Below are 23110 nucleotides of genomic sequence, written 5' to 3'. Positions count from 1 at the left end.
CCGCCAAATATGTCGACGCCTTCTTCCGCAACATCGACTGGGAAGTGGTCGACCGGCGCTATGCCGCGGCTTTGCGCGGCGGCGGCTGAACCCGACCGCCGTGGCTTAACACCCACTGCTGCGCGACACCTGAGTTCGCGACCACAAAGGGGACAGGTCCGATGGGGAGATGCAACAATGACATCCGGCCCGAACATCGCTCTTCTTTGGCGTGGGCAAGCAGCCGAGTGGACGCATCGCTTTCATGAAGCCCGGCAGTGGCCGATAATGCAGGCCTTGCGGGCGCTCGGGGCGACCGCAAGGCCTGTACTGTACAGGGACGAGGCGGTTCGCGAGATTCGGGACGAGCTGCTGTCGTGCGACGCAGTGCTGGTCTGGGTGAATCCGTTGGACATTTCAGGCGACCGCTCGCAGCTCGATCCAATGCTGCGCGAAGTCGCGGGGTGCGGCGTTGTCGTCAGCGCGCATCCTGACGTGATCGCCAAAATCGGCGTCAAGGAAGTGCTCTACACAACGCGATCCATGGAATGGGGCAGCGATGTCGATCGATACGTGGACGCTGAAGGCCTTCGCGCTCGTTTCCCCGAACATCTTGCCGCAGGCCCGCGCGTGCTGAAGCCGAACTACGGCAACGGCGGCAGGAATGTATGGCGTGTCCAACTAGACGAAGCGGGAAACGCTCCGGCTTTGAAAACGTCGGTGAAAGTTCAAGAGGCCCGCCAAGGAAGCAAATCGGAGCGCATCAGCCTAGCCGAGTGCTTGGAAAGGTGGGTGCCGTTTCTAAACGACGGCGGCGTGCTGATCGATCAGGCTTATCAGCCGCAGTCGTCCGAGGGCATGGTCCGCTGCTACGTGTGCGGGCACCGAGTGGTTGGCTTTGGGCACAACCTGATCACTGCGCTGATGACGCCAACGGCCATTGATACAACGTCGTCAACCCCACAGCCGATGGGCCGCGCCATGTTCGGACCGGAGGTGACGCGCTTCGCAGCCTTACGGAAAGCGATGGAGGATCGCTGGATTCCAGAGATGCAAAGGTTGCTGTCGATCGCCGACCACGATCTTCCGCTTCTTTGGGACGCCGACTTCCTATTTCGCCCTGGTGAAGCCATCAGCGATGGCTCCTATGCGCTTTGCGAGATCAATGCTAGTTCGGTTGCACCATTTCCGCCAAGCGCCGTCCAGCCAGTCGCCGCAGCGGCAATCGGTCGCGCTCTTGCCATTCGTTTGACGAAGGAGACCTCCAATCCTCATTGATATGATTCAAGCAATTCAAGAGACGTGACATTGGTCGTATCAATCAGACAAGCCTAAGGGTGAGCGAGGCTGGGTGAAACCGGCTCAGGTGGCAGCGCGGAGATACTGGTAGAGGGTTTCGCGACTGATCCCCAGGTCACGGGCGATGACGGCCTTGCGCTCGCCGTCATCAACACGGCGGTGCAGCTCGGCGACCATTTCGTCGGAGAGGGAACGTTTCCGCCCGCGATAAGCACCGCGTTGTCTGGCGACCGCAATGCCTTCGCGCTGCCGCTCCCGGATCAGGGCGCGCTCGAATTCGGCGAACGCACCCATGACCGAGAGCATCAGGTTGGCCATCGGGGAATCCTCGCCCGAGAAGGCCAGGCTTTCCTTCACGAACTCGATCCGGACGCCTCTTTTGGTGAGGGACTGAACCAGTTTGCGCAGATCGTCGAGATTACGCGCCAATCGATCCATGCTGTGGACCACGACGGTGTCACCCTCGCGGGCGAAGGCGAGCATGGCATCGAGTTCGGGGCGGTTGATGTCCTTGCCCGATGCCTTGTCGGTGAAAATCCGGTCGAGCGACTGCCCGTCCAACTGGCGATCGACATTCTGATCGAATGTGCTCACCCGGACGTAACCGATCCTCTGGCCTTTCATCGCCGCCTCCGGTCAAAATGTCAGGTTGAATTCTATGACACGGCGGAACATGCGTCAATAAATGCTTGCCATAACCCTATCCTGACAGAAACCGCCGCTGCATCCTGACGTCCGGTTAGGCTATACTCCAGATTGACGCTAGCCTGTCGCTCTCGACTCGGGATGGAGGCAGGATGGCGCGGCGGCGATTATTGACCGGAGAAGAAAGGCGTCGCCTGTTCGATATCCCCCATGACGAAACCGCGATCGTCGGCCACTATACCCTTGCCGCCGAGGATCTCGAACTGGTCGGTCGCCGCTATCGCCCTGCCAACCGCCTCGGTCTGGCAACGCAGATCGCGCTTATGCGGCATCCCGGCTTCGGTTTGCAGCCCGACGTCGACGTCCCCGATGCGGTCCTTCACTATCTCGCCGCCCAGCTCTTCGTCGATGTTGATGCGTTCGCCGACTATGGCCAGCGCGCGCAAACACGTAACGATCATGCCGACATTGCGGCACGGCATCTGGGGCTACACCCTTTTCGGCGAGGGGATATACCGCTCGCGCTCGATCTCGCCGCAAGAGCTGCGGAGCGGACCGATCGGGGCGAACCTATTGTCCGCGCATTGATGGAGGGGCTGAAGCAGGAACGCTTCATTCTTCCATCGGCAGACACGCTCGAACGTGCGGGCCTCGCCGGCAGGGCACGCGCCCGCAAAGCCGCGGCGGCGCTCATTGTCGAAAGCCTGGGTCATGCCGAACTGGCGCGGATCGATGATCTGATCGTCAACAACAGCGACTTCGGCATGACGCCGCTGGCCTGGCTGCGCAATTTCGAGGAAGCGCCCACCACGGCGAACATCAACGGGCTGCTGGAACGGCTACGCTATGTGCGCGGAATCGGCATCGACCCGGCGATCGGCGCGAAAATCCCCGACTTCCGGTTCGCGCAGTTCATGCGCGAAGGTGGCGTTGCGCCGGCGTTCCTGCTCTCCGATTATAGCCTTAACAGGCGCCGCGCGACGCTGATCGCGGCGGTCATCGACCTCGATGCCAGGCTCGCCGATGGTGCGATCCAGATGTTCGACAGGCTTGTCGGAAGCCTGTTCACACGGGCGCGGCGCGGGCGGGAAAGGCGCTATCAGGACAGCATCCGCTCGGTCGGCGAACTTATGCGGCTGTTCGGCGCGACGATCGCCGCGCTGGGAGAGGCGGTCGAACATGGCGGTAATCCGCTCGAACTGATCGACGAAGCGGTAGGCTGGCACAGACTGGTCGCAGCCAAATCGCAGGTCGATGCGCTGGCCGAGCTGGCGGGCGAAGATGCGCTTGTCGCGGCGACTGGTCGCTATGCGACGCTGCGGCGGTTCAGCCCGGCTTTCCTCGATACATTCACGTTCAAGGCATCGGGGAGCGGATCGCAACTGGTCAAGGCCATCGAGGTCATCCGCGATACCAATGCCCGCAAGGCCCGCAGCCTGCCCGAGGGCGTTCCGCTCCCATTCGCCAACCGGCAGTGGAAGCGCCTCATCACCGAAGGTGGCCAGGTCGATCGCCGGCGATACGAGACGGCCATCATGGCCACGCTGCGCGATCGGTTGCGCGCCGGCGACATATGGGTCGAAGGAACCCGCAATTATCGCCGCTTCGACACCTATTTGCTGAGTCGACGCGATGCCGATAAGGTGGCCGACAGCCTGCCATTCCAGACCGATGCGGCCGCCTATCTGGAGGAGCGGGCAAGGACGCTCGACTGGCGGCTGCGCCGTTTCGCCAAGCAACTCAAGGCGAACAGGCTCGCGGGCGTGGCGCTCGAACGCGACCGGCTCAAGCTGCAACCCATGCCGGCGATCACTCCACCCGAGGCGGAGGCTCTCGATCGCAGGCTCGACGCCTTGCTTCCGCGCGTGCGGATCACCGAACTCCTGGTCGAGGTGGCCGAGCGCACCGGGTTCCTGAGCGCATTTCGCGATCTTCGGTCCGGCAAGGAGCATGACAACCCGCACGCGATCCTCGCCGCCATTCTCGCTGATGGATCGAATCTGGGTCTAGAGCGCATGGCCAACGCCAGCGACGGGGTGAGCTACGCCCAGCTTGCCTGGACCCACAACTGGTATTTGTCGCCCGAAAACTATCAGGCCGCGTTGGGGATGATCGTTGCCGCGCACCATGATCTTCCTTTCACGCGCCATTGGGGAGCCGGCACTAGTTCATCCTCCGATGGGCAGTTCTTCCGCTCGGGCCGCAACCGATCGGCGGCGGCCGACATCAATGCGAAATATGGCAGCGAGCCGGGCCTGAAGATCTACTCCCACCTGTCCGATCATTTTGCCTCGTTCGGATCGCGGATCATGTCGGCCACCGCCGGCGAGGCCCCCTACGTGCTGGATGGCCTGATGCTCGGCGCCGGCGCGCTACCGCTGCATGAGCATTACACTGATACCGGCGGCGCGACGGACCATGTCTTTGCCCTTTGCCATCTTCTCGGCTTCCGGTTCGTGCCCCGTCTGCGCGACATCGCCGACCGGAAACTCGGCTCGATCGCCGCGCCTTCGACCTACAAAGGCATCGAAAGCCTCATGGGCCGCACGATCAAGACGGCGGCGATCGAAGCCGATTGGGATGACATCGTCAGGATCGTCGCCTCCATTAAGGAAGGAGCCGTTGCGCCCTCCGCGATCCTGCGCAAGCTGGCCGCCTACAAGCGCCAGAACAGGCTGGATTTTGCGCTGGCCGAACTCGGCCGCATCGAGCGGACGCTATTTGCGCTCGACTGGCTTGAACAGCCCGACTTGCGTCGCGCCTGCCAGGCCGGCCTCAATAAAGGCGAAGCACGTCATACCCTTGCCGCCGCGATCTACACCAACCGACAGGGGCGGTTCACCGATCGCTCGATCGAGAATCAGGAATATCGGGCATCGGGCCTCAATCTGCTGATCGCGGCGATTTCTTACTGGAACACCGTCTATATGGACAGGGCCGCCCAGCATCTCCAATCATCCGGCGGCACCTTCGATGATGCGCTGCTTGCCCATCTCTCGCCGATGGGCTGGGTGCATATCAGTTTGACCGGCGACTATCTGTGGCAAAGGGCAAACCGGCTCTCCCCTGGCGAGTTCCGCACCCTCAACGATCCCATGGCCCGCCTCAAACTCGTGGCATAGCCAGTGTTCTCATTATGTCCGCCAAATCGTTGTCTGGCGCACAAACCTTGAGGTGACGCCCATATGGGTGCCCCAGAGCCGGGACATGGCCAGCTGCGATTGCGCGATGATGCAGGCAAGCGCCGCCGGCTGCATGCGCGGCGCAGTCAGGTCGGACAAGGGCTAACCCACTCCGGAGCGGCGCGTCACATGTTGGCGCGCCGCCTCTGTCATGAGGGGATAATATCCATGATCATGATGGCGAGGCGCGCTATGCGACGCCTGTTGCTGTCGCTCGGTGCGACGCTTGCGAGCGCCTGGGCCGTGCCGGTGTCAGCCGACCCGCTCACCTACGAGCAGGCGCTGAGACTCGCTGCCGCCAACGCGCCGAGCCTCAAGGCGCGCGCGGCGGCGACAGCCGGCGCCCGCTCGTCGGCGGTCGCGGCCGATCGCCTGCCCGATCCGACGCTCGACCTGGGCCTGCAGAACTTCCCGGTGAGCGGCCCCAATGCCGGCAGCTTCACGCGCGACGATTTCACCATGGCGACGATCGGGTTCAGCCAGACCTTCCCCAATCTCGCCAAGCGCCATGCACGCGCCGCGCGCGCCGCGGCCGATATCGGTGTCGCCGAGGCGGGCGAGCTGGTCGAAGGCCGCAACGTGCGGCTCGAGACGGCCCTCGCCTGGGTCGATCTCTATTATGGCGAACGCCGGCTCCGGCAGCTCGACCTGCTCGATGCCGGTCTCGACGACCTGCAGAAGACCGTGACCGCACGCCTGGCGTCGGGCAGCGCGCGCCCGAGCCAGGCGCTCGAGCCCGACCAGCTCCGCGCCGCCATCGCCGATCGCCGCGCCGAGATGGCTGCGGTGGTGGCGCAGGCCCGGGCCCGGCTCGCGCGCTATACCGGCGACCCCGACCCGCAGGCGACGGGCGACCCGCCGATGCTCGAAGTCGATCCGATCCGGCTGCGGGCCGGCATCGATGCGCTTCCGGCCCTGCTCGCGCAGGACGCGCGGATCGCAGTCGCTGAAGCGGACGTGCGTCTCGCGCGCGCCGACAAGCGCCCCGACTGGAAGGTCGGCGTCACCTATGGCCGGCGCGATCCCATGTACGGCGACATGGCCTCGGTCGGCGTGTCGATCGACCTGCCGCTGTTCGCCGGCAAGCGCCAGAATCCCAGGATTGCTGCAAGCGAGAGCCTCGTGCAAGGGGGTCGGTTCGACCGCGAGGCGATCCGCCGCGAGCTGGTGGCGCAGCTCGACGCCGACCTTGCCGATCATGCCATGCATCTCTCCCGGTTGCGCATTGCCCGCGAGACGCTGGTGCCCCTCGCCAGGCATCGCGCCGAGCTCGACCGCGACAGCTATGCCGCCGGCAAGCTCGATCTGGGCGCCGCGCTGCTCACGACGCTCGGGCTCGGGGAGGCCGAGGTCGAGGCGCTCAACCGCGAAGCCGACGTCGCGCGCGACGCGGTCCGCATCACCATCACCTATGGGGAGGAGCGGCCATGACGCTCGATAAATCCGCACTGCGCTGGGGCGCATCGATCCTGGCTGTCGCGCTGCTGGCCGGCGGCACAGGCTATTGGGCAGGCCATCGCCAGGCACCGCAATCGGAGGCGACCACGCCCGCCGGGGCAGGCAAAGTCCTTTACTGGTACGATCCGATGTTCCCCAACCAGAAGTTCGACAAGCCCGGCAAGTCGCCCTTCATGGATATGCAGCTCGTGCCGCGATACGCGGACGGAGGAAGCGCCGGCGCGGCCCCCACGGTCGCCGTCGATCCCGCCGCGCGGCAGAGCCTGGGATTGCGGGTCGTCGCGGCGAAGATGGGCAGCCTTGCCTCGGCCCTCGAGGTCACCGGCACGATCGACTTCAACCAGCGCGACGTCGCCGTCATCCAGGCGCGTTCGGGCGGGTTCGTGAGCCGCGTCTATGCGCGAGCGCCCGGGGACGTGGTCCGCGCCGGCGCGCCGATCGCGGACCTGCTCCTGCCCGAATGGGGCGGCGCGCAGACCGAATATCTGAGCGTCAGGCGGCTCGGCAAGCCCGATCTCACCGCGGCCGCGCGCCAGCGGCTGCGGCTGATGGGCATGTCCGACGGCCTCATCGCCAGCGTCGAGCGGAGCGGTCGACCGAACGGCGTGGTGACGATCACGACGCCGATCTCGGGCACCATCCAGACGCTCGACGCCCGTGCCGGCGTGACGCTCGCCATGGGCCAGACGCTCGCCCAGGTGAGCGGGCTCGGCACCGTCTGGCTCAACGCCGCGGTGCCCGAAGCGCGCGCGGGCGATGTCCGCGTCGGCCAGAATGCCAGCGCCACGCTGGCGAGCTTCCCCGGCGAGCGCTTCGCCGGCCGGGTGATCGCGATCCTGCCGACCACGCAGGCCGACAGCCGCACGCTCACCGTGCGGATCGCGCTGCCCAACCGCGACGGCCGGTTGCGGCCGGGCATGTTCGCCACCGTCGCGCTTGGCGGCGATGCCAAGCCGGCGCTGCTGGTGCCGAGCGAGGCGGTGATCCGCACGGGCAAGCGCACGCTCGTCATGCTCGCCGCAGGCGACGGGCGCTATCATCCCGCCGAGGTCCGTATCGGCCGCGAGGCGGGCGGCGAGACCGAGATCCTTGCCGGCCTGTCGCCCGGCGAGAACGTCGTCGCCTCGGGGCAGTTCCTGATCGATTCCGAGGCGAGCCTGTCGGGCATCGAGGCGCGGCCGATCGGCGGCGGTGCGGCATCGGCGACCCTCGCCGCGCCGGCGTCGAAAGCCACGCTGTACGAGACGACGGGCAAGATCGAGCGGATCACGGCCAATTCGGTGACGCTCAGCCACGAGCCGGTCCCCGCGCTCGACTGGCCAGCGATGACGATGACCTTCGCACTCGCCGATCCGGGCATCGCGCGCGGCTTCAAGGCGGGTGACCGGGTTCGGTTCGGGTTCGACCGGCCCCCGGCGGGACCGACGCTGCGGCATATGGCGAAGGTGGCGGGCCGATGATCGCCCATCTCATCCGCTGGTCGGTCAGGAACCGCTTCTTCGTTCTGATCGGGATGCTGGCGCTGATCGGCGCGGGCCTGTGGGCGGTGCGCTCGACCCCGATCGATGCCCTCCCCGATCTCTCGGACGTGCAGGTCGTGATCCGCACCAGCTATCCCGGCCAGGCGCCGCAGATCGTCGAGAGCCAGGTCACCTATCCGCTCACCACCACCATGTTGTCGGTGCCCGGGGCAAAGACCGTGCGGGGCTACAGCTTCTTCGGCGACAGCTTCGTCTATGTGATCTTCGAGGATGGCACCGATCTCTATTGGGCGCGCAGCCGCGTGCTCGAATATCTGAACCAGGTGCAGGGGCGCCTGCCGGCGAACGCCCGCAGCGCGCTCGGTCCCGACGCGACCGGGGTTGGCTGGGTCTATGAATATGCGCTGGTCGACCGCACCGGCCGGCATGACCTGTCGCAGCTGCGCGGGCTGCAGGACTGGTTCCTGCGCTATGAACTCAAGACCGTGACCGGCGTCGCCGAGGTCGCCAGCATCGGCGGCATGGTCAGGCAGTATCAGATACTGCTCGATCCGGTGAAGCTCGCCGCCTACGGGGTGACCCACGCCCAGGCGGTCGAGGCGATCCGGCAGGCCAATCAGGAAGCGGGCGGCTCGGTGCTCGAGCTGGCCGAAGCCGAATATATGGTTCGCGCCTCGGGCTATCTGAAGACGCTCGACAATTTCGGCGCGATCCCGCTGAAGACGGCGGCCGGTGGCGTGCCGGTCCGTCTCGGTGACGTCGCCACGATCCAGGTCGGTCCCGAAATGCGACGCGGCATCGGCGAACTGAACGGCCAGGGTGAGGTCGCCGGCGGCGTCGTGATCCTGCGTTCGGGCAAGAATGCCCGCGAGACCATCGCGGCGGTCAAGGACAAGCTCGCCGATCTCAGGAAGAGCCTGCCGCCCGGCGTCGAGGTGGTGACGGTCTATGATCGCTCGCAACTGATCGATCGCGCGGTCGAGAACCTCACCCACAAGCTGGTCGAGGAGTTCATCGTCGTCGCCCTGGTCTGCGGCCTGTTCCTCTGGCATGTCCGCTCGGCGCTGGTCGCGATCCTGACGCTGCCCTTGGGCGTGCTCGCCGCCTTCGTCGTGATGCGCTACCAGGGCGTCAACGCCAACATCATGTCGCTGGGCGGCATCGCCATCGCGATCGGCGCGATGGTCGATGCGGCCGTGGTCATGATCGAGAACGCCCACAAGAAGATCGAGCGCTGGGAACAGGACCATCCGGACACCCATCTCGACCGCGAGACGCGCTGGATCGTCGTCACCGAGGCGGCGGCCGAGGTCGGGCCCGCGCTGTTCTTCAGCCTGCTGATCATCACGCTGTCCTTCATCCCGGTGTTCACGCTGGAAGCCCAGGAAGGCCAGCTGTTCGCGCCGCTCGCCTTCACCAAGACCTATGCGATGGGCGCCGCCGCGATCCTGTCGGTGACATTGGTGCCGATCCTGATGGGCTGGCTGATCCGGGGACGTATTCCGGCCGAGCAGGCCAACCCAGTCAACCGCTGGCTGACCGATCTCTACCGGCCCGCGATCGACTGGACGATGCGGCGGCCCAAGGCGGTGCTGCTGATCGCGACGCTGGTATTCGCGACCACGGCCTGGCCGCTGTCGCGGCTCGGCGGCGAGTTCATGCCCAGCCTCGACGAGGGCGACCTACTCTACATGCCCTCGGCATTGCCCGGCCTCTCGGCGGCTAAGGCGAGCGAGCTGCTTCAGCAGACCGACCGGCTGATCAAGACCGTGCCCGAGGTCGAGACCGTGTTCGGCAAGGCGGGTCGCGCCGAGACTGCGACCGATCCCGCGCCACTCGAAATGTTCGAAACAACGATCCAGTTCAAGCCGCGCGACCAATGGCGGCCGGGTATGACGCCTGAGAAGCTGGTCGACGAGCTCGACCGCACGGTGAAGCTCCCGGGCCTCGCCAATATCTGGGTGCCGCCGATCCGCAACCGGATCGACATGCTGGCGACCGGCATCAAGAGCCCGATCGGGCTCAAGGTGTCGGGCAGTGATCTCGCCGAGCTCGACCGGATCGCCCATGATGTCGAGACGGTGGCCAGGACCGTGCCGGGCGTCAGCTCGGCGCTTGCCGAGCGGCTGACCGGCGGACGCTATGTCGATGTCGACATCGACCGCGCCGCCGCCGCGCGGTTCGGGCTCAACATCGCCGACGTCCAGGCCATCGTCTCGGGCGCGATCGGCGGCGAGACGATCGGCGAGACGGTGGAGGGCCGCGCCCGCTATCCGATCAGCGTGCGCTATCCGCGCGAATTGCGCGACAGCCTCGAAGGGCTGCGGGCGCTACCGATCCTGACGCCCGCGGGCCAGCAGATCACCTTGGGCACCGTGGCAAACGTCTCGATCGCCGAGGGCCCGCCGATGCTCAAGACCGAGAATGCCCGGCCTTCGACCTGGGTCTATGTCGATGTGCGCGGGCGCGATCTCGCCTCGGTGGTCGGCGATCTGCAGCGTGCGGTGGCGAAACAGGTCAGGCTCTCGCCGGGCGTCAGCATCGCCTATTCGGGCCAGTTCGAATATCTCGAGCGCGCAGTCGACCGGTTGAAGCTGGTCGTGCCCGCGACGCTGCTGATCATCTTCGTGCTGCTCTACCTGATCTTCGGCCGCTTCGACGAGGCTGCGCTGATCATGGGCACGCTGCCGTTCGCGCTGACCGGCGGCATCTGGACGCTCTATCTGCTGGGGTTCAACCAGTCGGTTGCCACCGGGGTCGGGTTCATCGCGCTCGCCGGCGTGTCCGCCGAGTTCGGCGTGGTGATGCTGATCTATCTCAAGAACGCGCTGGCGGAGCACACCGCAAATCCGGACGCCGCCGAAGTCGAGGCCGCCGTGCGCGAAGGCGCGCTGCTGCGCGTCCGGCCCAAGGCCATGACGGTCGCGGTGATCCTCGCCGGCCTGCTGCCGATCCTGCTGGGATCGGGTGCAGGCTCGGAGGTCATGAGCCGGATCGCGGCACCGATGATCGGCAGCATGCTGACCGCGCCCTTGCTCTCCATGTTGGTGCTGCCCGCCGCCTACCTGCTGTTGCGCCGGCCCAAGACCGATCCCATCCCTCAACCCGCTTCATCATGAAGGAGAAGACGATGAACCATGTACGACTGACCATTGCCCTCGGCCTCGCCGCCCTGACTGCCGCGTGCGGCAAGAAGGCGGAGGCCCCCGTTGCGACTGAGACCAACGAGGCGGCGCACGCCGCGACCATGAGCGGCGACATGGGCAACATGTCGATGGCGCCTGACGCGAACGCCGCGATCAAGGCCAAGGGCCATGGCACCGTCACCGCGATCGACAAGGCGGCAGGCACGATCACGCTCGATCATGGTCCGATCCCGGAGGCCAAGTGGCCGGCGATGACGATGGCGTTCAAGGCCGCGCCGTCGATCACCGATGCGGTCAAGGTCGGCGACAAGGTCGATTTCGACCTCTCGCTCAAGGGCAGCGATGGCGAGGTCACCGCGATCGCAAAGCAGTGATCCGCTAAGTTCGACCGGAAAGAGCTGGTTGCGTCGCCGCTCCCGGGCGGCGACGCCCGCGCCGGCCGTCTGCCTGCCTGTGCGCCCGGTATACGGATGCAACCGGCAACGCCCAATGCCAGCGGCGTTTCCCTGCGCGATGACCGGCAGTTTGAGCACGCTTCGCAGATCGCACATTGAACGTGCAAGCCGCCCTTGCCCGCGATAGCCTGAGCAGCAAGGAGCCAGTTCAGGATGACCCAGCCAGCATCGACCTCGTTACCCACGACTCATCACGATCTCTTGAGCGAGCTTGTCCGTCGTTGGCGAGACGATCCCGGCGCCACCTATCGCTCCTGGTTTCTGTGGGATGAACGGCTGAAAAACTTCCGCTCCATCCGTCGCGGGCTGCAGCAGGTGGTCGCGGAAATCGAAAGCGGGCGGTTTGGCGTCGCCTATCGCGGCTCGTCACTGGAAACGGTTGTCCACTCGATCGCCGAACAGCGGCAGATCTTCAAGGGCGCCGACCATGCCTGGCTGTGGAAGCCCAAGCTGCGCATTCCAGATATCTACGAAAGCCCGGACAATCAGCGGGCGTTCGGCCGCCTGCTCGACAATTGCTCGTGCTGCGATACCGCCGAGGAGATCATCAGCCACATCCGCAGCATAGACGCGCTCAAGATCAAGGGGCTGGGGCCGGCGGCGGCCAACCTGCTCTATTTCCTTCACCCGACGCTGGTGCCGCCCTTCAATACCGCGATCGTCAAGGGCTACAACGCCGTCACCGGCGCCAAGGTGAAGCTCGGCTCATGGGATCATTTTCTCGCCATGCGCGCCGGCATCCTCGACCTCAACGACCGCTACCGCGAGCTACTCTCCAACGATCTCGGCGCGATTGGCGGACTGTTGTTCGACATTGGCTCGGGCCGCTATCCGGCGCCACCGCTGGAGGATGACGCAACGGCGGCCGACGACTGGCTCGGCAGATTGGAACATGCCAGAGCGGAGGCAAGCCGGCTCGACAAGACAACCGCCGCGCAGGGCGAAACCGATCGTACGCATACGGAAATCCAGGCCTGGCTGCGCGACCTCGGCCACGAGCTCGGTTACGATGTCTGGATCGCCGCCAATGACCGCGGTCGACTTCACGCTGGCTGCCCGCTTGGACAGGGATGCCTCGAGCGCCTTCCAGACGCCATTGCGACCTCTCCCGGAGCGGACTCGATCCGCCTCATCGACGTGTTGTGGCTGGCGAAGGGTGGCGACGGCGTCGCCGCCGCGTTCGAGGTTGAACATTCGACCTCGATCTACTCGGGGATCGTGCGCATGCTCGATCTGGCGCTGTCGGGGAGCGATCTGCACGCTGCCGCCGGGCTATTCCTGGTCGCACCGAATGCGCGCGAGCAGGACGTTCGCGCGCAACTCCGTCGCCCGGCTTTCAGCCGTATTGCCGATCTCGACTTCGCCTATCTGCCCTATGGCGAGCTGGAGAGAAACAGGGACGCGATCGCTCGTTTTGGAACGGGATTGAAGGCCATCAAGGCGATCTCAAGCCCCCTTCCCTGAAACACGGACCATTGTGCCGCTGCTGGCAAGGGCCACCGGCCAGCTCCATAAGCTCATGCCGGTCCGATGAGGTTGCTTGGGGAGCGACGCCCTCCTGCAATCGAGTCGACCAGCGACCCCATCAGCCGATCTTCGCCATCAGCCTGCCCGCTGCGCCCTGCTCTGCAGCAAGGTTGCGATTATAGGCGAGTGGCATTCGCGGTGACTTCCACCGCAATGCATCCATGATCCCAGCCAGATCCTCTCCGCTCGCAAACAGATCCTGGTTCAGCCCGATCCGCGTCGAGTGCGCGCTGATGCCCTTGAGCAGCCGCGCCAGATCCTCGGCTGTGAGGTCGGGCAGAGCGCCACGATCGAACGCGCGCTGGATGATCGAGCGGAAGATCGGCCCGATCGAACCCGGGTGCAGCGCGACGGTGCCGATGTCATATTCGACCCGCGCCTTCACCGCAGGCCTGGGCAGCGTCTTGCGCAGATCCCAGGTCTCCCGCCCCGAGATGCTGTCGATCGGCCGACCGCGCACGGCGGCGCGCGCCTTGTAGCGCCGCACCTGCACCCGCCGGAACAGCGGCCCCGCCGTGATCCCGGCCGCTTCGGTCCAGGCCGCGATCGCCGACACGGTACGCGGGCTGAGATAGGCGGTTGCCCCCTCCCCGTCTTGATCGCCCTTGCTGCGCAGGATCTGCAGCAGCCGCGCCTCGGGATCGATCGCCTCTTCGATATGCTCGATGGCCACGGCTACCAACTCGGACGCACGCAGGCCGGTGTCATAGGCGGCAGACAGCAGCGCGCGATCGCGCAGCCCCGGCAGATCGTTTCCGCAGCTCTCGAGCAGCGCCCGGACGTTGAGACCACGCGCCTTGTCGCGTTCCACGTCGCGCACCGGCCCCTTGAACCGCAGCGGCCTTGCCTGCTTCTGCGCTGCGCCCTTCTCACGGCGCACCGCTTGCAGCCGCAGCTTCACCAGCGGCGCGGGGGTTGGGTCCTTGAGTTCGAGCAACTGATGGATCTTGGCGATCGACGCCTTGTAGCGGGATAGCGAGGCTGGGCGGCTCCCCTTGCCTGCCCGCGAGTCGAGATAGTCGGCCACCGTCTCGGCCGTCGCCGGCAGTGCAATCCGGTTGTTGCGCCTACACCACGCATCGAACGCCTCGACGTCGGACTTGAGCGCACGGATGCTATGGGGCGATGAAGCGGCCTGATAGGCGGCGATCAGGCCCTCGTTGACGGTGATGCGCTCGCCGGCGCGCATCTGCACGATCGTCCACGCAAGGTCGGCCGGCGCCCTGACGGCCGGCAGGACAGCCTCAGGCGGCGCTACGGGGATTTCTGGCCCTTCCCGGGCGGTTTCGGTGCTCACGACGCGCCTCGCTCCTCAGCCGCGCTTGTAGCCCACCTTATAAAGAACGGTCAAATCCGCTTATGTGATAACTGCAATTATCAACTATCCACTCTCAGGGAACACGAGAGACCACAACCAACCGATGACTTTGGTTGTGATACGAGATAGGCAAACACCATGGCTCGCCCTGCCCCAGCACCTCCCCTTTTGCTTATTGGTCGGCTCGACGGCCGCCTTCTAGGAAGCCCGGCGCGCGATATCTGGCTCGCCCGCGCCCGCGTGAAGGCCGCGGCGACGGTCGCCGGCATCGCCGGTGTCCCGGTCGATACAGCGGCCCTCCTCGATTGGATTTGCAGTCGAACCCCTCCACCCCGCCATAGCGAGGGCCTCAACGATCCACTCTCTATCGCCGCGCTCATGCACTTCTTGTTGCTCGCCGACGATTCCAGCGATCCCGTCGCCCGCGCCTCGCTCAATGTGCTGCGCACCTTGCTCGATGATCGCGCGCAGGCCGAGATGTGGGGCGGAGATGATCTGGTCCGGTTCGGACAGACGTTCAGAGAGGCCCGGAAGAGACTTTGCGTCCCATACCCCTCCCCTACCCTTCTATCAGTCGCTGAGCGCCTCCTGGCAGTCCACAAGGAGCTGGAAATCAGTCCGACGGAGGGTCGCAGCGTCACGACCATCGACGGGCGCACGCTCCACGTCGATCCGAGAAGCTTCGGAACGGTCTGGCTTCTCGCCTGCATGCTCCCCAGCGCGCTGGCTGCCGCTGGCTTCACGCTCCAGCATATTCCGTCCTTTGTGTGGCTCCCAAAGTTTCTGTCGAGCGGCCCTGCCGAGCTAGCGGAGGAACTCGAAGCCGCGCTCGGGCGCACAGCCGCGTTGGGGCTCACAGAGCTCGACAGGCTTGAGCGCATTGTAGCCACCCTGCCCTCAGACCTTGGCGTTACGCGGCGGAGCAAGTTGCCCACACTCATGCGCCTGGAGGCATCATACCCCGGACTGCGCGTGCCCGCGATCGCCCGCTTGCTCGGCATATCTCCACAAGGCGCGGCGAAACTGGCCGCGCAGGCTCGATCGGCGGTTACAGTCCGCTATTGAGGCCAATGCTGGTCCAGGAGGGATCGGATGGCCTCCTCAGCATCCTGGCGTGTCGCTCCGCCCCTGTTCAGCAAGGTTAGACGGACGCCCTTGCGGTCGGCACTCTCGATCCGGAGCACCGGCTTGCCGGCCGCGGTCGAGACCGTCTCGGCCTTTCCTGTCTTCTTGGGGGATCCTGTCTTCTTGGGGGCGTCGACCGCCAGGCTTAGCGCCTTGATAACATCAAGGATCGATTGGGCTGGAGCGCCGGCTTCCCGAGCATCCGCGATCCGGCCTGCTTCGGCGAACGCCCTCGCCTTCCGCTCATCCGGCTTTAGCAGGCCCTTTAGCGCTATGGCATTGCGGACTCCGAGGTCCTGTGGATTGGAAAATGCCCGCGTCAGTTCGGTAGGCAGTCGGGCAAGATCGAGATATCGGGTGAGCCAGCTTTCGCTCACCTTCAATCGCTCCGCCATCGTCCGCTGTCGCCCATCATAATAGAGGTCCAGCGCCCGGAGATAGTCCCTCGCCCGCTCAAGATCGGTAAGATCGTCGCGCGCCCGATTCTCGATGTCGGCCAGGCGAAATGCTTCCTCGTCGCCGATCTCCCGGATATCGACGAGGAACTTGAAGTCCGGATAATTGTGCGAGCGCAGCCAGCTAATCGTCCAATGCCGCCTCGCCCCGCAGATTACCTCGAAGTCATAGTCCGCGTGGCCGGACACGCGCCGCACGATCGCGGGCATTTCCTGGCGACCTTGCGCCTTCATACTCTCGATGAGATCGGCGCAGCGTTCTTCAGTGAGGAGCGCATAGTCGCGATTATGACCGATCCACATGCGACAGCGCGCAGGGTCCACCAACTCGTGGGTTCGGGTTACAATCGCCCCTGACGCGAGGTCTGACAGCCGGTTCGATCGGCCGGTCAGGACGTTTGATGCGATCCCGGTCCGGCGCTGCGGCGCAGGTTCATCCGACAGATCGATCCCTGCCGCCAGATCGGCCGCAAAGCCACTGTTTTTCCTGCTCAAGCGAGCCTCCCTTCACCGAAATTGCACGCGTGCAATTTTCTCCGTTCTTCCGATCTTGCACGCGTGCAATTCGGTATTTTCATGCCAGCGCAGCCCTTCGCAGAGCCGGTTGGTGGCTCGGCCACATCGACCGAATATCGACTTCGATTTCACTGTTTACGCCGTCGAGATAACCCAAGCATCGGTTACGAACGGCCGAACTGGTGGCCGGTCCGTCGAGCTCATAAACAGTCATGAGCCGTGCGGTCGCATTGTCAATCTCGGCCGAATCCTTGAGCGGCGTGCGGACCATCGCGTGGCCGAACAAGGTCCGCATCAACTGTAACAGCTCCTTCTGCATCGACTTGTTTTCGTCGACCTTCGAGGCAACAAATCGGAGGAACTGGAGCTGCGGCGCCATACCTCGCTCTGCAAGCTGTTCGATCGTCTCGTCGAGCATCGAAAGGAAGGCGGCGGTCGAGGAGAAGTCCATGACCGTCGGCGGGACCGGCACCACCAGCGCGTTCGCGGCGCGAAGCACGGACAGGGAGATCGCCCCGAGCGCGGGCGGTGGATCCATCACGATGACGTCGAAGCGATCGGCAATACTGTCGATACCGACCTTGAGGCGGTTCAACAGCGCATCGAACCCTCCCCTCGCCATCCTCGCAGCAAGCTCATACTCGGAATTGAACAGCCGCAGATTGGCCGGGATCAGCTCCAAACCGTCAAAATGAGTCTTGCGGAGCGCGTAATCGAGTGAGGTCCGTTCATCCTCCCGGAGGAACGGATAAAGCGTGTCATCTTCAGTCAGATCGAGGTCAGGCACATAGCCGAACAAAGTCGTCGCGGAGGCCTGGCTGTCACAGTCGACGAGCGCCACCCGATAGCCTCTGATCGCGAGATACTGGGCGAGATGGACAGCAACGGTCGACTTCCCGACGCCGCCCTTGAAGTTCTGGACTGCGATGACGCAGGCCGGATCTCCTGGTGCCCGATATGGCCGGGTCCCGAAGACCCCCCGCATGTCATTCAGCTGTGCCAGCGTATAGCGTTCACGCCGGTTATTATCGCCGCGCGACGGCTCTGGCAGGCGACCGTCCTTCTCTGCGTCGCGAATCGCAGCCGGTGTGCGGCCCACCAGTTCCGCAGCCTTGCTGATAGTGAAAGTCGGTTCACGCCGGTCATCAGCTCGAGCGCTACGCGCTGAATCCCTCAGCTTTTCCAGCACCGACGACGTTCGCGCGGCAAGCGTCGCAACCGAGACGAGACGTTCGGCTTCCTCAATATCGAGTCCGTTAGACACATGCCCACCTTTCGCAATCAAGCAGATGGTACTTCAACTTGCGCTTTTCGGTCAAGAAAATCGCGAATTGCGAAAGTGAGCATCCGCTATTCGTGTATTTTCGCCCTCCTGCGGCCCTATCCTGACTCAGTGGGGGCTACGGGAAAATTGCACGCGTGCAATTTCCTAGCTCGGCCGTCCCCGGCGCGTAAGGAAGGCCTCGCAGAATCCCTTCCAAGACTTCTCGAGTTTCGACCCCGAGAGCGTGTTGAGACGATCCCCCATATGCTCACGGTATGCGTCTGCGATCAGGTCGACGTCCCATCCACCGCCGTGGCGCAACCCTATCTCGCGCGCCGCATTCTCGGTCACGCCGAAGTGCAGCTTACCCCGCGGGAAACGCGCCCATGGCTCAGCGTTCACCCCAGCGGAACTTTCTGGGGTGGCAAGAGACGCGGTCACGCGCTTGAGGACGTCAGCCACCGCCGCACTATCTACTGCGTCGCTGCGGGGGAGGGCGCTCTCAATGGCAACGACTTCTTCGACCGCATCCTCCCGGCGCGCCTTCCGCCCGGTTGAGTGCCGACCAAGTTCATCGACCGTCGCGATCTGCGCAGGCGCGTCCTTGGGCGCGAAACGGAACTCAATCTCGGTTACCGCGCGGCCGCGTCGGATCTCCTGCCACTCCACCGTGTAATGGGCGAGCTGATCGATTTCTGTCTTGGCAACGGTCAGGACCTTTCGCCGTAACTGGGCGAAGTCGCCGTATTTATCCGGATCGATCCCAAGCGCCGCACGCAGGCCGACCATATCGACCTTCCACACCGGCTGACGCCGATGCAGACGAAGCGCACCCTCCTCGTAAAGCTTGAGCGCATAGGCCGACCGGAAACCCAGAACGGCCTGACGGTTCATCACCGCATAGGTTTCGGACTCCTGGATCAGGCGGCGAGCATCCGGCGTGAACTGCCATTCGATCCAGCCCGTCTCCTTACCGCCGTCTCCCACCTCCTCGACTTCTTCCCAGGAAGCCTGGATCAGGTTGAAACGCTTGGTTGTCCGCTTCCCGCGCCAAGACTTGTCGTCCTCGGCAAACAGCGTGCGATGAAGCTCCTCAAGCATATCGCCGATGCGTTCGTTGCCCTTGTGGCCGCGGCGGATATCCGCCTTTCGCATCCGGTGGGTTATGTCTTGCCACGCATCGCCGCCCGCCGTCAGGATCATCAGCGCCAGCAGGCGCGAGGAGGTGAGACTGAGAGACTGGCCCTTGACGAATCGAACCTCGACGAGCCTACCGGGTTTGACGAACTCGTCGCCGCCTTTGCGGGCGAGGGCAGCGGCCACGCGCATAGACCGGGCGGTCGAAACTTCATCGCCGCCAACGTCTTGCTCGTTTTCCGCTGGTTCTCCCATGCGATTCACCCCAATCTGCGGGGAAAGTTGCCTGTCCTGACCTCGCTCGTCAAGTCAGGACAGGCTAATTGGCGGAAATCGCCCCCAGGAGGTCAGGATAGAATCGCTGTCAGACTCGGTCGAAATTCCAGCGATTCTGCTGAGTCGCACAATCCGAAGGGCACGCCCCAATTGGACAGGTCAAACAGCAAGAAAATACCCACATTACCGTGCCTGGAAAGGCCTCCCCCAAGAGGACAGGATAGCCCCCAAGGGGACAGGATAAGTCCCCCATGCCGACAGGATAAAGCCCCCAAGAAGGCAGCCAATTGCCCCCATCAGGTCAGGAATGACGTCAATTCCCTTAACAAATACAATCAGTTGCTCTCCCTGAATCTATGAATCATTAGAATCTGAGAATCACCCCGCCGCTGGCGCGCCGGGCGTTTTTCAAAATGTGATTTGAAAGAAGTGAGTCGGCGAACGCCTCCCCGACTCGCCCCACCTCCACGATCGCGCCTCAGGATAGGCCATGATGACCCCATGGCTCCAGATGGAAGAGAGGAGGGGGGCTGCCGTGGGCGAGCAAGGAGGATGAACCATGCCCCTCACAGCAAAGCGCCCGACCCAAGAACTCGTCGACCTTGTCGGAACCCTCGGCGGCAAATGGTCCGGCTATGTCGCTATGTGCCGATGCCCCGCGCATAACGACAGCGACCCAAGCCTCTCGATCAGACAGGGTGATCGCGGAATCCTCGTGACCTGTTTCGCAGGCTGCGCCCGTGAAGATGTGCTCCGCGAACTCAGGCGTGTACGATCAGGCCATCACTATCCGATTCCCGATGAAGGCCAGTACCACCGACCCTCGACCGGCGCGCGCATCTGGGACCAGGCTCTCGAGATTACCGGAACGCTTGCTGAGCGCTATCTGGATCGACGCAATCTGCTTCCGGCGCCGCCCGACGTCCGCTATCACCCGCGATGCCCCTATATGCCGAAGCCGAGAACGGTCTATCAACCGGCTCTGCTCGTCGCGGTGCGCGAAATCAGCCAGCTCGTCGCCATTCAGCGGATCTTCCTCGACCCCGCGTCCGCCGACTATGTGCGCAAGGTCATGCTTGGCGTCCCGGGCAGCGGCGCGTGGCGGGGCAGGGCAGGGGGTTCGATCCTCGCCATCGCCGAGGGCTTCGAAACGGCGGACGCCTTCAGCCGAATGCACGACATCCCGTGCTGGGCATCGCTCGGGGCCCGCCGCCTCGACCAACTGATTATTCCTCCCAGCGTCACCACGCTCCTGATTGCCGAAGACAACGATCTGGAGGGACGGCGAGCCGCGGCCAACGCTCAACAGCGCTACATCCGGCCAGGTCTCTCGATCGAACGTGCGCCGCCACCATCCATCTACAAGGATTGGGCCAAGGCGCTTGATGCTAACGAGCGGCTTCGCCGCATCTAGGCGCCGAGCGCCGGAAAAGGGGAGGGGGACCGGGAATGTGTCGCTGCCGAAGGTGCAGCCACGCAGGAGCCTCTAAAAATGTCCAATCTCTTCGACACGGCCGCCCAGGCTGATCGCGAGGCTGTCCGCCTCCTCCTTCCTCATCTCCAGTCCGGCGATCCCGTCCACCGCCGGGTACTAAACCAAGCGATGTCGGCGGCTTTCGGTGGGTCCGATGCCGATGGTCACTGGACCCAGCGCGATAGCTTTGAACTCCTCGAGCACGCGCTTTCCATCCATCTGCAGGCAAGCGGGTCAATTCTCTCCGGAATGGCGGATATCCGTCCCCTGATCGCCCTCTCCGAGCGCTTGCCGACCCAGACCGTCCGCAGCGAAAATCAGATCGAATGGCAGCAATTCTCGACCCCGATTGATATCGCGGGCATCCTCACTTTGCTGGCCGACGTGCAGCCGGAGGATGTCATCCTCGAACCGAGCGCCGGTAACGGGCTCCTGGTCGCGCAGCTCCCGACCCACAAGGCGCTCCATCTCAACGAACTGGACCCGCTTCGTCGAGGCAGGCTTCACGCCGCTTTCCCCTCGGCAATCGTCACAGGCCACGATGGAGCAACGATCAACTCGACACTCGCTTCGTTTGATCGGCCAACGCTGATCCTTATGAATCCGCCGTTCTCACGGTCCATCGGCCGCGGAGCTGACGACTATGCCGCTGTTCGCCATCTGCAGGCGGCACTGCGTCGCCTGGTCCCGGGTGGCCGACTGGTTGCGATCATGCCCGACTGGTTTGGCCCGGGCGCCCGGATGCGCGACCAGTACGAAACCGTTTTGCGCGACGTGACCGTCCGAAGCGCCATTCGCCTGGAAAAATGCTACCAGAAGCACGGGACCTCGATCGCGGTTCGCATCTTCGTCATCGACAAGGTCCCGGGCAAATCGCCGCCCGCGGTCATCCAGCGCGCGTCGATCGCCGATCTCATCGATGTCCTCGTCATTCCCGAACGATCGTCCGCACGGCCCAATGTGGCGGTGCCCGCTCCGAAGCGATCGACGGGGGTGGCCCTCTTCCGCGCGGTCAAGAGCAGCCGACCAGGGCCTCGTGCCTATCACGCCCCGACACGCAACAACGTCCTACCGGTCGAATATTCGAAGCTCGAGGTTGCTGCTCCGCTGCTCGAGCAGACCGGCGTCTATCTACCCTACCGCCCGAGCCGCATTAGCTTCGCCAAGGCTGGTGAGCATCCGACAGCCCTCGTCGAATCCGTTGCGATGGGGTCGATCCCGGCACCGATCCCGGACTACGTGCCATCTCTCCCCGAACGGACCGTCAGCGAACGTCTTCTATCGGCCTCGCAGCTCGAGACCGTTGTCTATGCGGGCCACGCCTGGGCTCAATGGATCCCCGGAAACTTCAAACCCGACAAAGAGGGCGTCGGCCTGATCCTCGCCGAGGACGGTCATACTTATCGCAAAGGATTCTTTCTTGGCGACGGCACCGGCGCCGGCAAGGGACGCCAGATTGCGGCCTGCATACTCGACAACTGGCTGCAGGGCCGTCGCCGCAATATCTGGGTCTCCAAGAACGCCCCTCTCCTCGAAGATGCGCGCCGCGATTGGACGGCGTTGGGTGGGCTCAGCGGTGACATTCAGCCACTTTCCAACTGGAAAATCGATGAGCCGATCGCCCTCGATCAGGGTGTGTTGTTCGTAAGCTATCCGACCCTGCGCTCCATGCGGGGCGATTCGACGCGGTTGAAGCAGATCATCGATTGGGCCGGCGCTGACTTCGAGGGTGTCATTGCTTTCGACGAAGCTCATGAGATGGGCGGCGTCGCAGGCGGGGAGGGGGCTCTTGGCGCCAAGGACGGATCCCAGCAGGGCATCTGCGGGGTGCTGCTACAGAACCATCTACCGGCGGCACGGATTCTCTATGCCTCGGCCACCGGCGCGTCGGTCGTCAACAATCTCGCCTATGCCGTGCGCCTCGGGCTATGGGGACCGGGCACGGCCTTTCCCGATCGCGAGCAATTCATCAGCGGGATCAGCAAAGGCGGTATCGCAGCGATGGAGCTTGTCGCGCGCGACCTCAAGGCGACGGGTCTCTATGTGGCCCGGGCCCTCAGCTTCGCTGGCGTCGAGTATGAGATCCTGCGGCACGAGCTGACCCCCGCCCAGATCGAGATCTACGACACCTACGCCGACGCCTGGTCGATCATCCATCAGAACATGGAGCGGGCGCTCGAACTGACGGGCGTGGTCGACGGACTGGAAAATGCGACACTTAATAGCGGGGCCAAAGCCTCCGCCCGCTCGCGCTTCGAGTCCACCAAGCAGCGGTTAGGTCTGCTTGCTTCGACTGTATCCTTTGGAGGGGGGCAGGACTGGTCAGCGACGCTGGTGGAGGCAGGGCCAGCGCGAAGTTTTCCAATCGAGCGC

15 protein-coding genes are annotated in these 23110 nt (G+C 64.3%); 10 read left to right on the top strand and 5 right to left on the bottom strand.

Going from position 1 to position 23110, the window contains the following annotated elements; translation table 11 throughout:
- Nucleotides 1-177 precede the first annotated feature (177 nt).
- The gene (locus B7X90_RS10045) at nucleotides 178-1257 is read left to right on the top strand and encodes a Cj0069 family protein (protein WP_157784811.1); all 1080 of its coding nucleotides are present in this window, start codon (nucleotides 178-180) and stop codon (nucleotides 1255-1257) included.
- A gap of 84 nt (nucleotides 1258-1341) precedes the next feature.
- Here B7X90_RS10045 and B7X90_RS10040 read toward each other — a convergent pair whose 3' ends face one another.
- Nucleotides 1342-1902: a recombinase family protein gene (locus tag B7X90_RS10040; RefSeq protein ID WP_017184234.1), complete on the bottom strand. Its 561-nt coding sequence runs from the start codon at nucleotides 1900-1902 to the stop codon at nucleotides 1342-1344.
- A gap of 173 nt (nucleotides 1903-2075) precedes the next feature.
- Between B7X90_RS10040 and B7X90_RS10035 the strand changes: the two genes are divergently transcribed.
- From B7X90_RS10035 to B7X90_RS10010, 6 genes are all read left to right on the top strand, one after another.
- Complete coding sequence (locus B7X90_RS10035) at nucleotides 2076-5045, top strand: Tn3 family transposase (RefSeq protein WP_008603805.1); 2970 nt, start codon at nucleotides 2076-2078, stop codon at nucleotides 5043-5045.
- Between the two features lie 228 nt (nucleotides 5046-5273).
- Nucleotides 5274-6536 carry a TolC family protein gene (locus B7X90_RS10030; protein WP_292624093.1) on the top strand — a complete coding sequence of 421 codons (1263 nt, stop codon included), beginning with the start codon at nucleotides 5274-5276 and terminating at the stop codon, nucleotides 6534-6536.
- On the top strand, nucleotides 6533-8023 hold the full coding sequence (locus B7X90_RS10025; protein ID WP_132884061.1) for an efflux RND transporter periplasmic adaptor subunit: 1491 nt from the start codon (nucleotides 6533-6535) through the stop codon (nucleotides 8021-8023). Before B7X90_RS10030 ends, B7X90_RS10025 begins: the two co-directional genes overlap by 4 nt.
- A complete protein-coding gene (locus B7X90_RS10020; RefSeq protein ID WP_292624089.1) occupies nucleotides 8020-11163 on the top strand; it encodes an efflux RND transporter permease subunit in 3144 nt (1047 codons plus the stop codon). Before B7X90_RS10025 ends, B7X90_RS10020 begins: the two co-directional genes overlap by 4 nt.
- 11 nt (nucleotides 11164-11174) lie before the next feature.
- Entirely contained in the window at nucleotides 11175-11564 is a 390-nt protein-coding gene (locus B7X90_RS10015; RefSeq protein ID WP_292624087.1) for a copper-binding protein, read from the top strand.
- Between the two features lie 234 nt (nucleotides 11565-11798).
- Nucleotides 11799-13109 carry a type II restriction endonuclease gene (locus tag B7X90_RS10010; RefSeq protein WP_292624085.1) on the top strand — a complete coding sequence of 437 codons (1311 nt, stop codon included), beginning with the start codon at nucleotides 11799-11801 and terminating at the stop codon, nucleotides 13107-13109.
- 121 nt (nucleotides 13110-13230) lie between these two features.
- Here B7X90_RS10010 and B7X90_RS10005 read toward each other — a convergent pair whose 3' ends face one another.
- The gene (locus tag B7X90_RS10005; protein WP_004212862.1) at nucleotides 13231-14469 is read right to left on the bottom strand and encodes a hypothetical protein; all 1239 of its coding nucleotides are present in this window, start codon (nucleotides 14467-14469) and stop codon (nucleotides 13231-13233) included.
- Nucleotides 14470-14628: 159 nt separating this feature from the next.
- Here B7X90_RS10005 and B7X90_RS10000 point away from each other — a divergent pair, with 159 nt between their 5' ends.
- On the top strand, nucleotides 14629-15555 hold the full coding sequence (locus tag B7X90_RS10000) for a hypothetical protein (protein WP_132884437.1): 927 nt from the start codon (nucleotides 14629-14631) through the stop codon (nucleotides 15553-15555).
- Here the strand turns inward: B7X90_RS10000 and B7X90_RS09995 are convergent.
- The 3 genes from B7X90_RS09995 to B7X90_RS09985 form a co-directional block, all read right to left on the bottom strand.
- On the bottom strand, nucleotides 15549-16565 hold the full coding sequence (locus B7X90_RS09995; RefSeq protein WP_029624404.1) for a ParB/RepB/Spo0J family partition protein: 1017 nt from the start codon (nucleotides 16563-16565) through the stop codon (nucleotides 15549-15551). The two genes, B7X90_RS10000 and B7X90_RS09995, sit on opposite strands and share 7 nt — an antisense overlap.
- Before the next feature lie 79 nt (nucleotides 16566-16644).
- Nucleotides 16645-17850 (bottom strand): AAA family ATPase, encoded by a 1206-nt coding sequence (locus B7X90_RS09990; protein ID WP_010124628.1) that lies wholly within the window; start codon nucleotides 17848-17850, stop codon nucleotides 16645-16647.
- A 165-nt stretch (nucleotides 17851-18015) separates the two neighbouring features.
- The gene (locus B7X90_RS09985; protein ID WP_132884438.1) at nucleotides 18016-19179 is read right to left on the bottom strand and encodes a replication initiation protein; all 1164 of its coding nucleotides are present in this window, start codon (nucleotides 19177-19179) and stop codon (nucleotides 18016-18018) included.
- Nucleotides 19180-19822: 643 nt separating this feature from the next.
- Between B7X90_RS09985 and B7X90_RS09980 the strand changes: the two genes are divergently transcribed.
- Complete coding sequence (locus B7X90_RS09980) at nucleotides 19823-20677, top strand: toprim domain-containing protein (RefSeq protein ID WP_010124626.1); 855 nt, start codon at nucleotides 19823-19825, stop codon at nucleotides 20675-20677.
- A 78-nt stretch (nucleotides 20678-20755) separates the two neighbouring features.
- The coding region (locus B7X90_RS09975; RefSeq protein ID WP_292624078.1) for a strawberry notch-like NTP hydrolase domain-containing protein at nucleotides 20756-23110 on the top strand (2355 nt) is incomplete at its 3' end.

Source organism: Novosphingobium sp. 17-62-19 (genome assembly GCF_002256775.1).
Taxonomy (GTDB): domain Bacteria; phylum Pseudomonadota; class Alphaproteobacteria; order Sphingomonadales; family Sphingomonadaceae; genus Novosphingobium.
The sequence above is the reverse complement of the archived record's forward strand: the minus strand, read 5'-3'. Positions and strand labels throughout refer to the sequence as shown.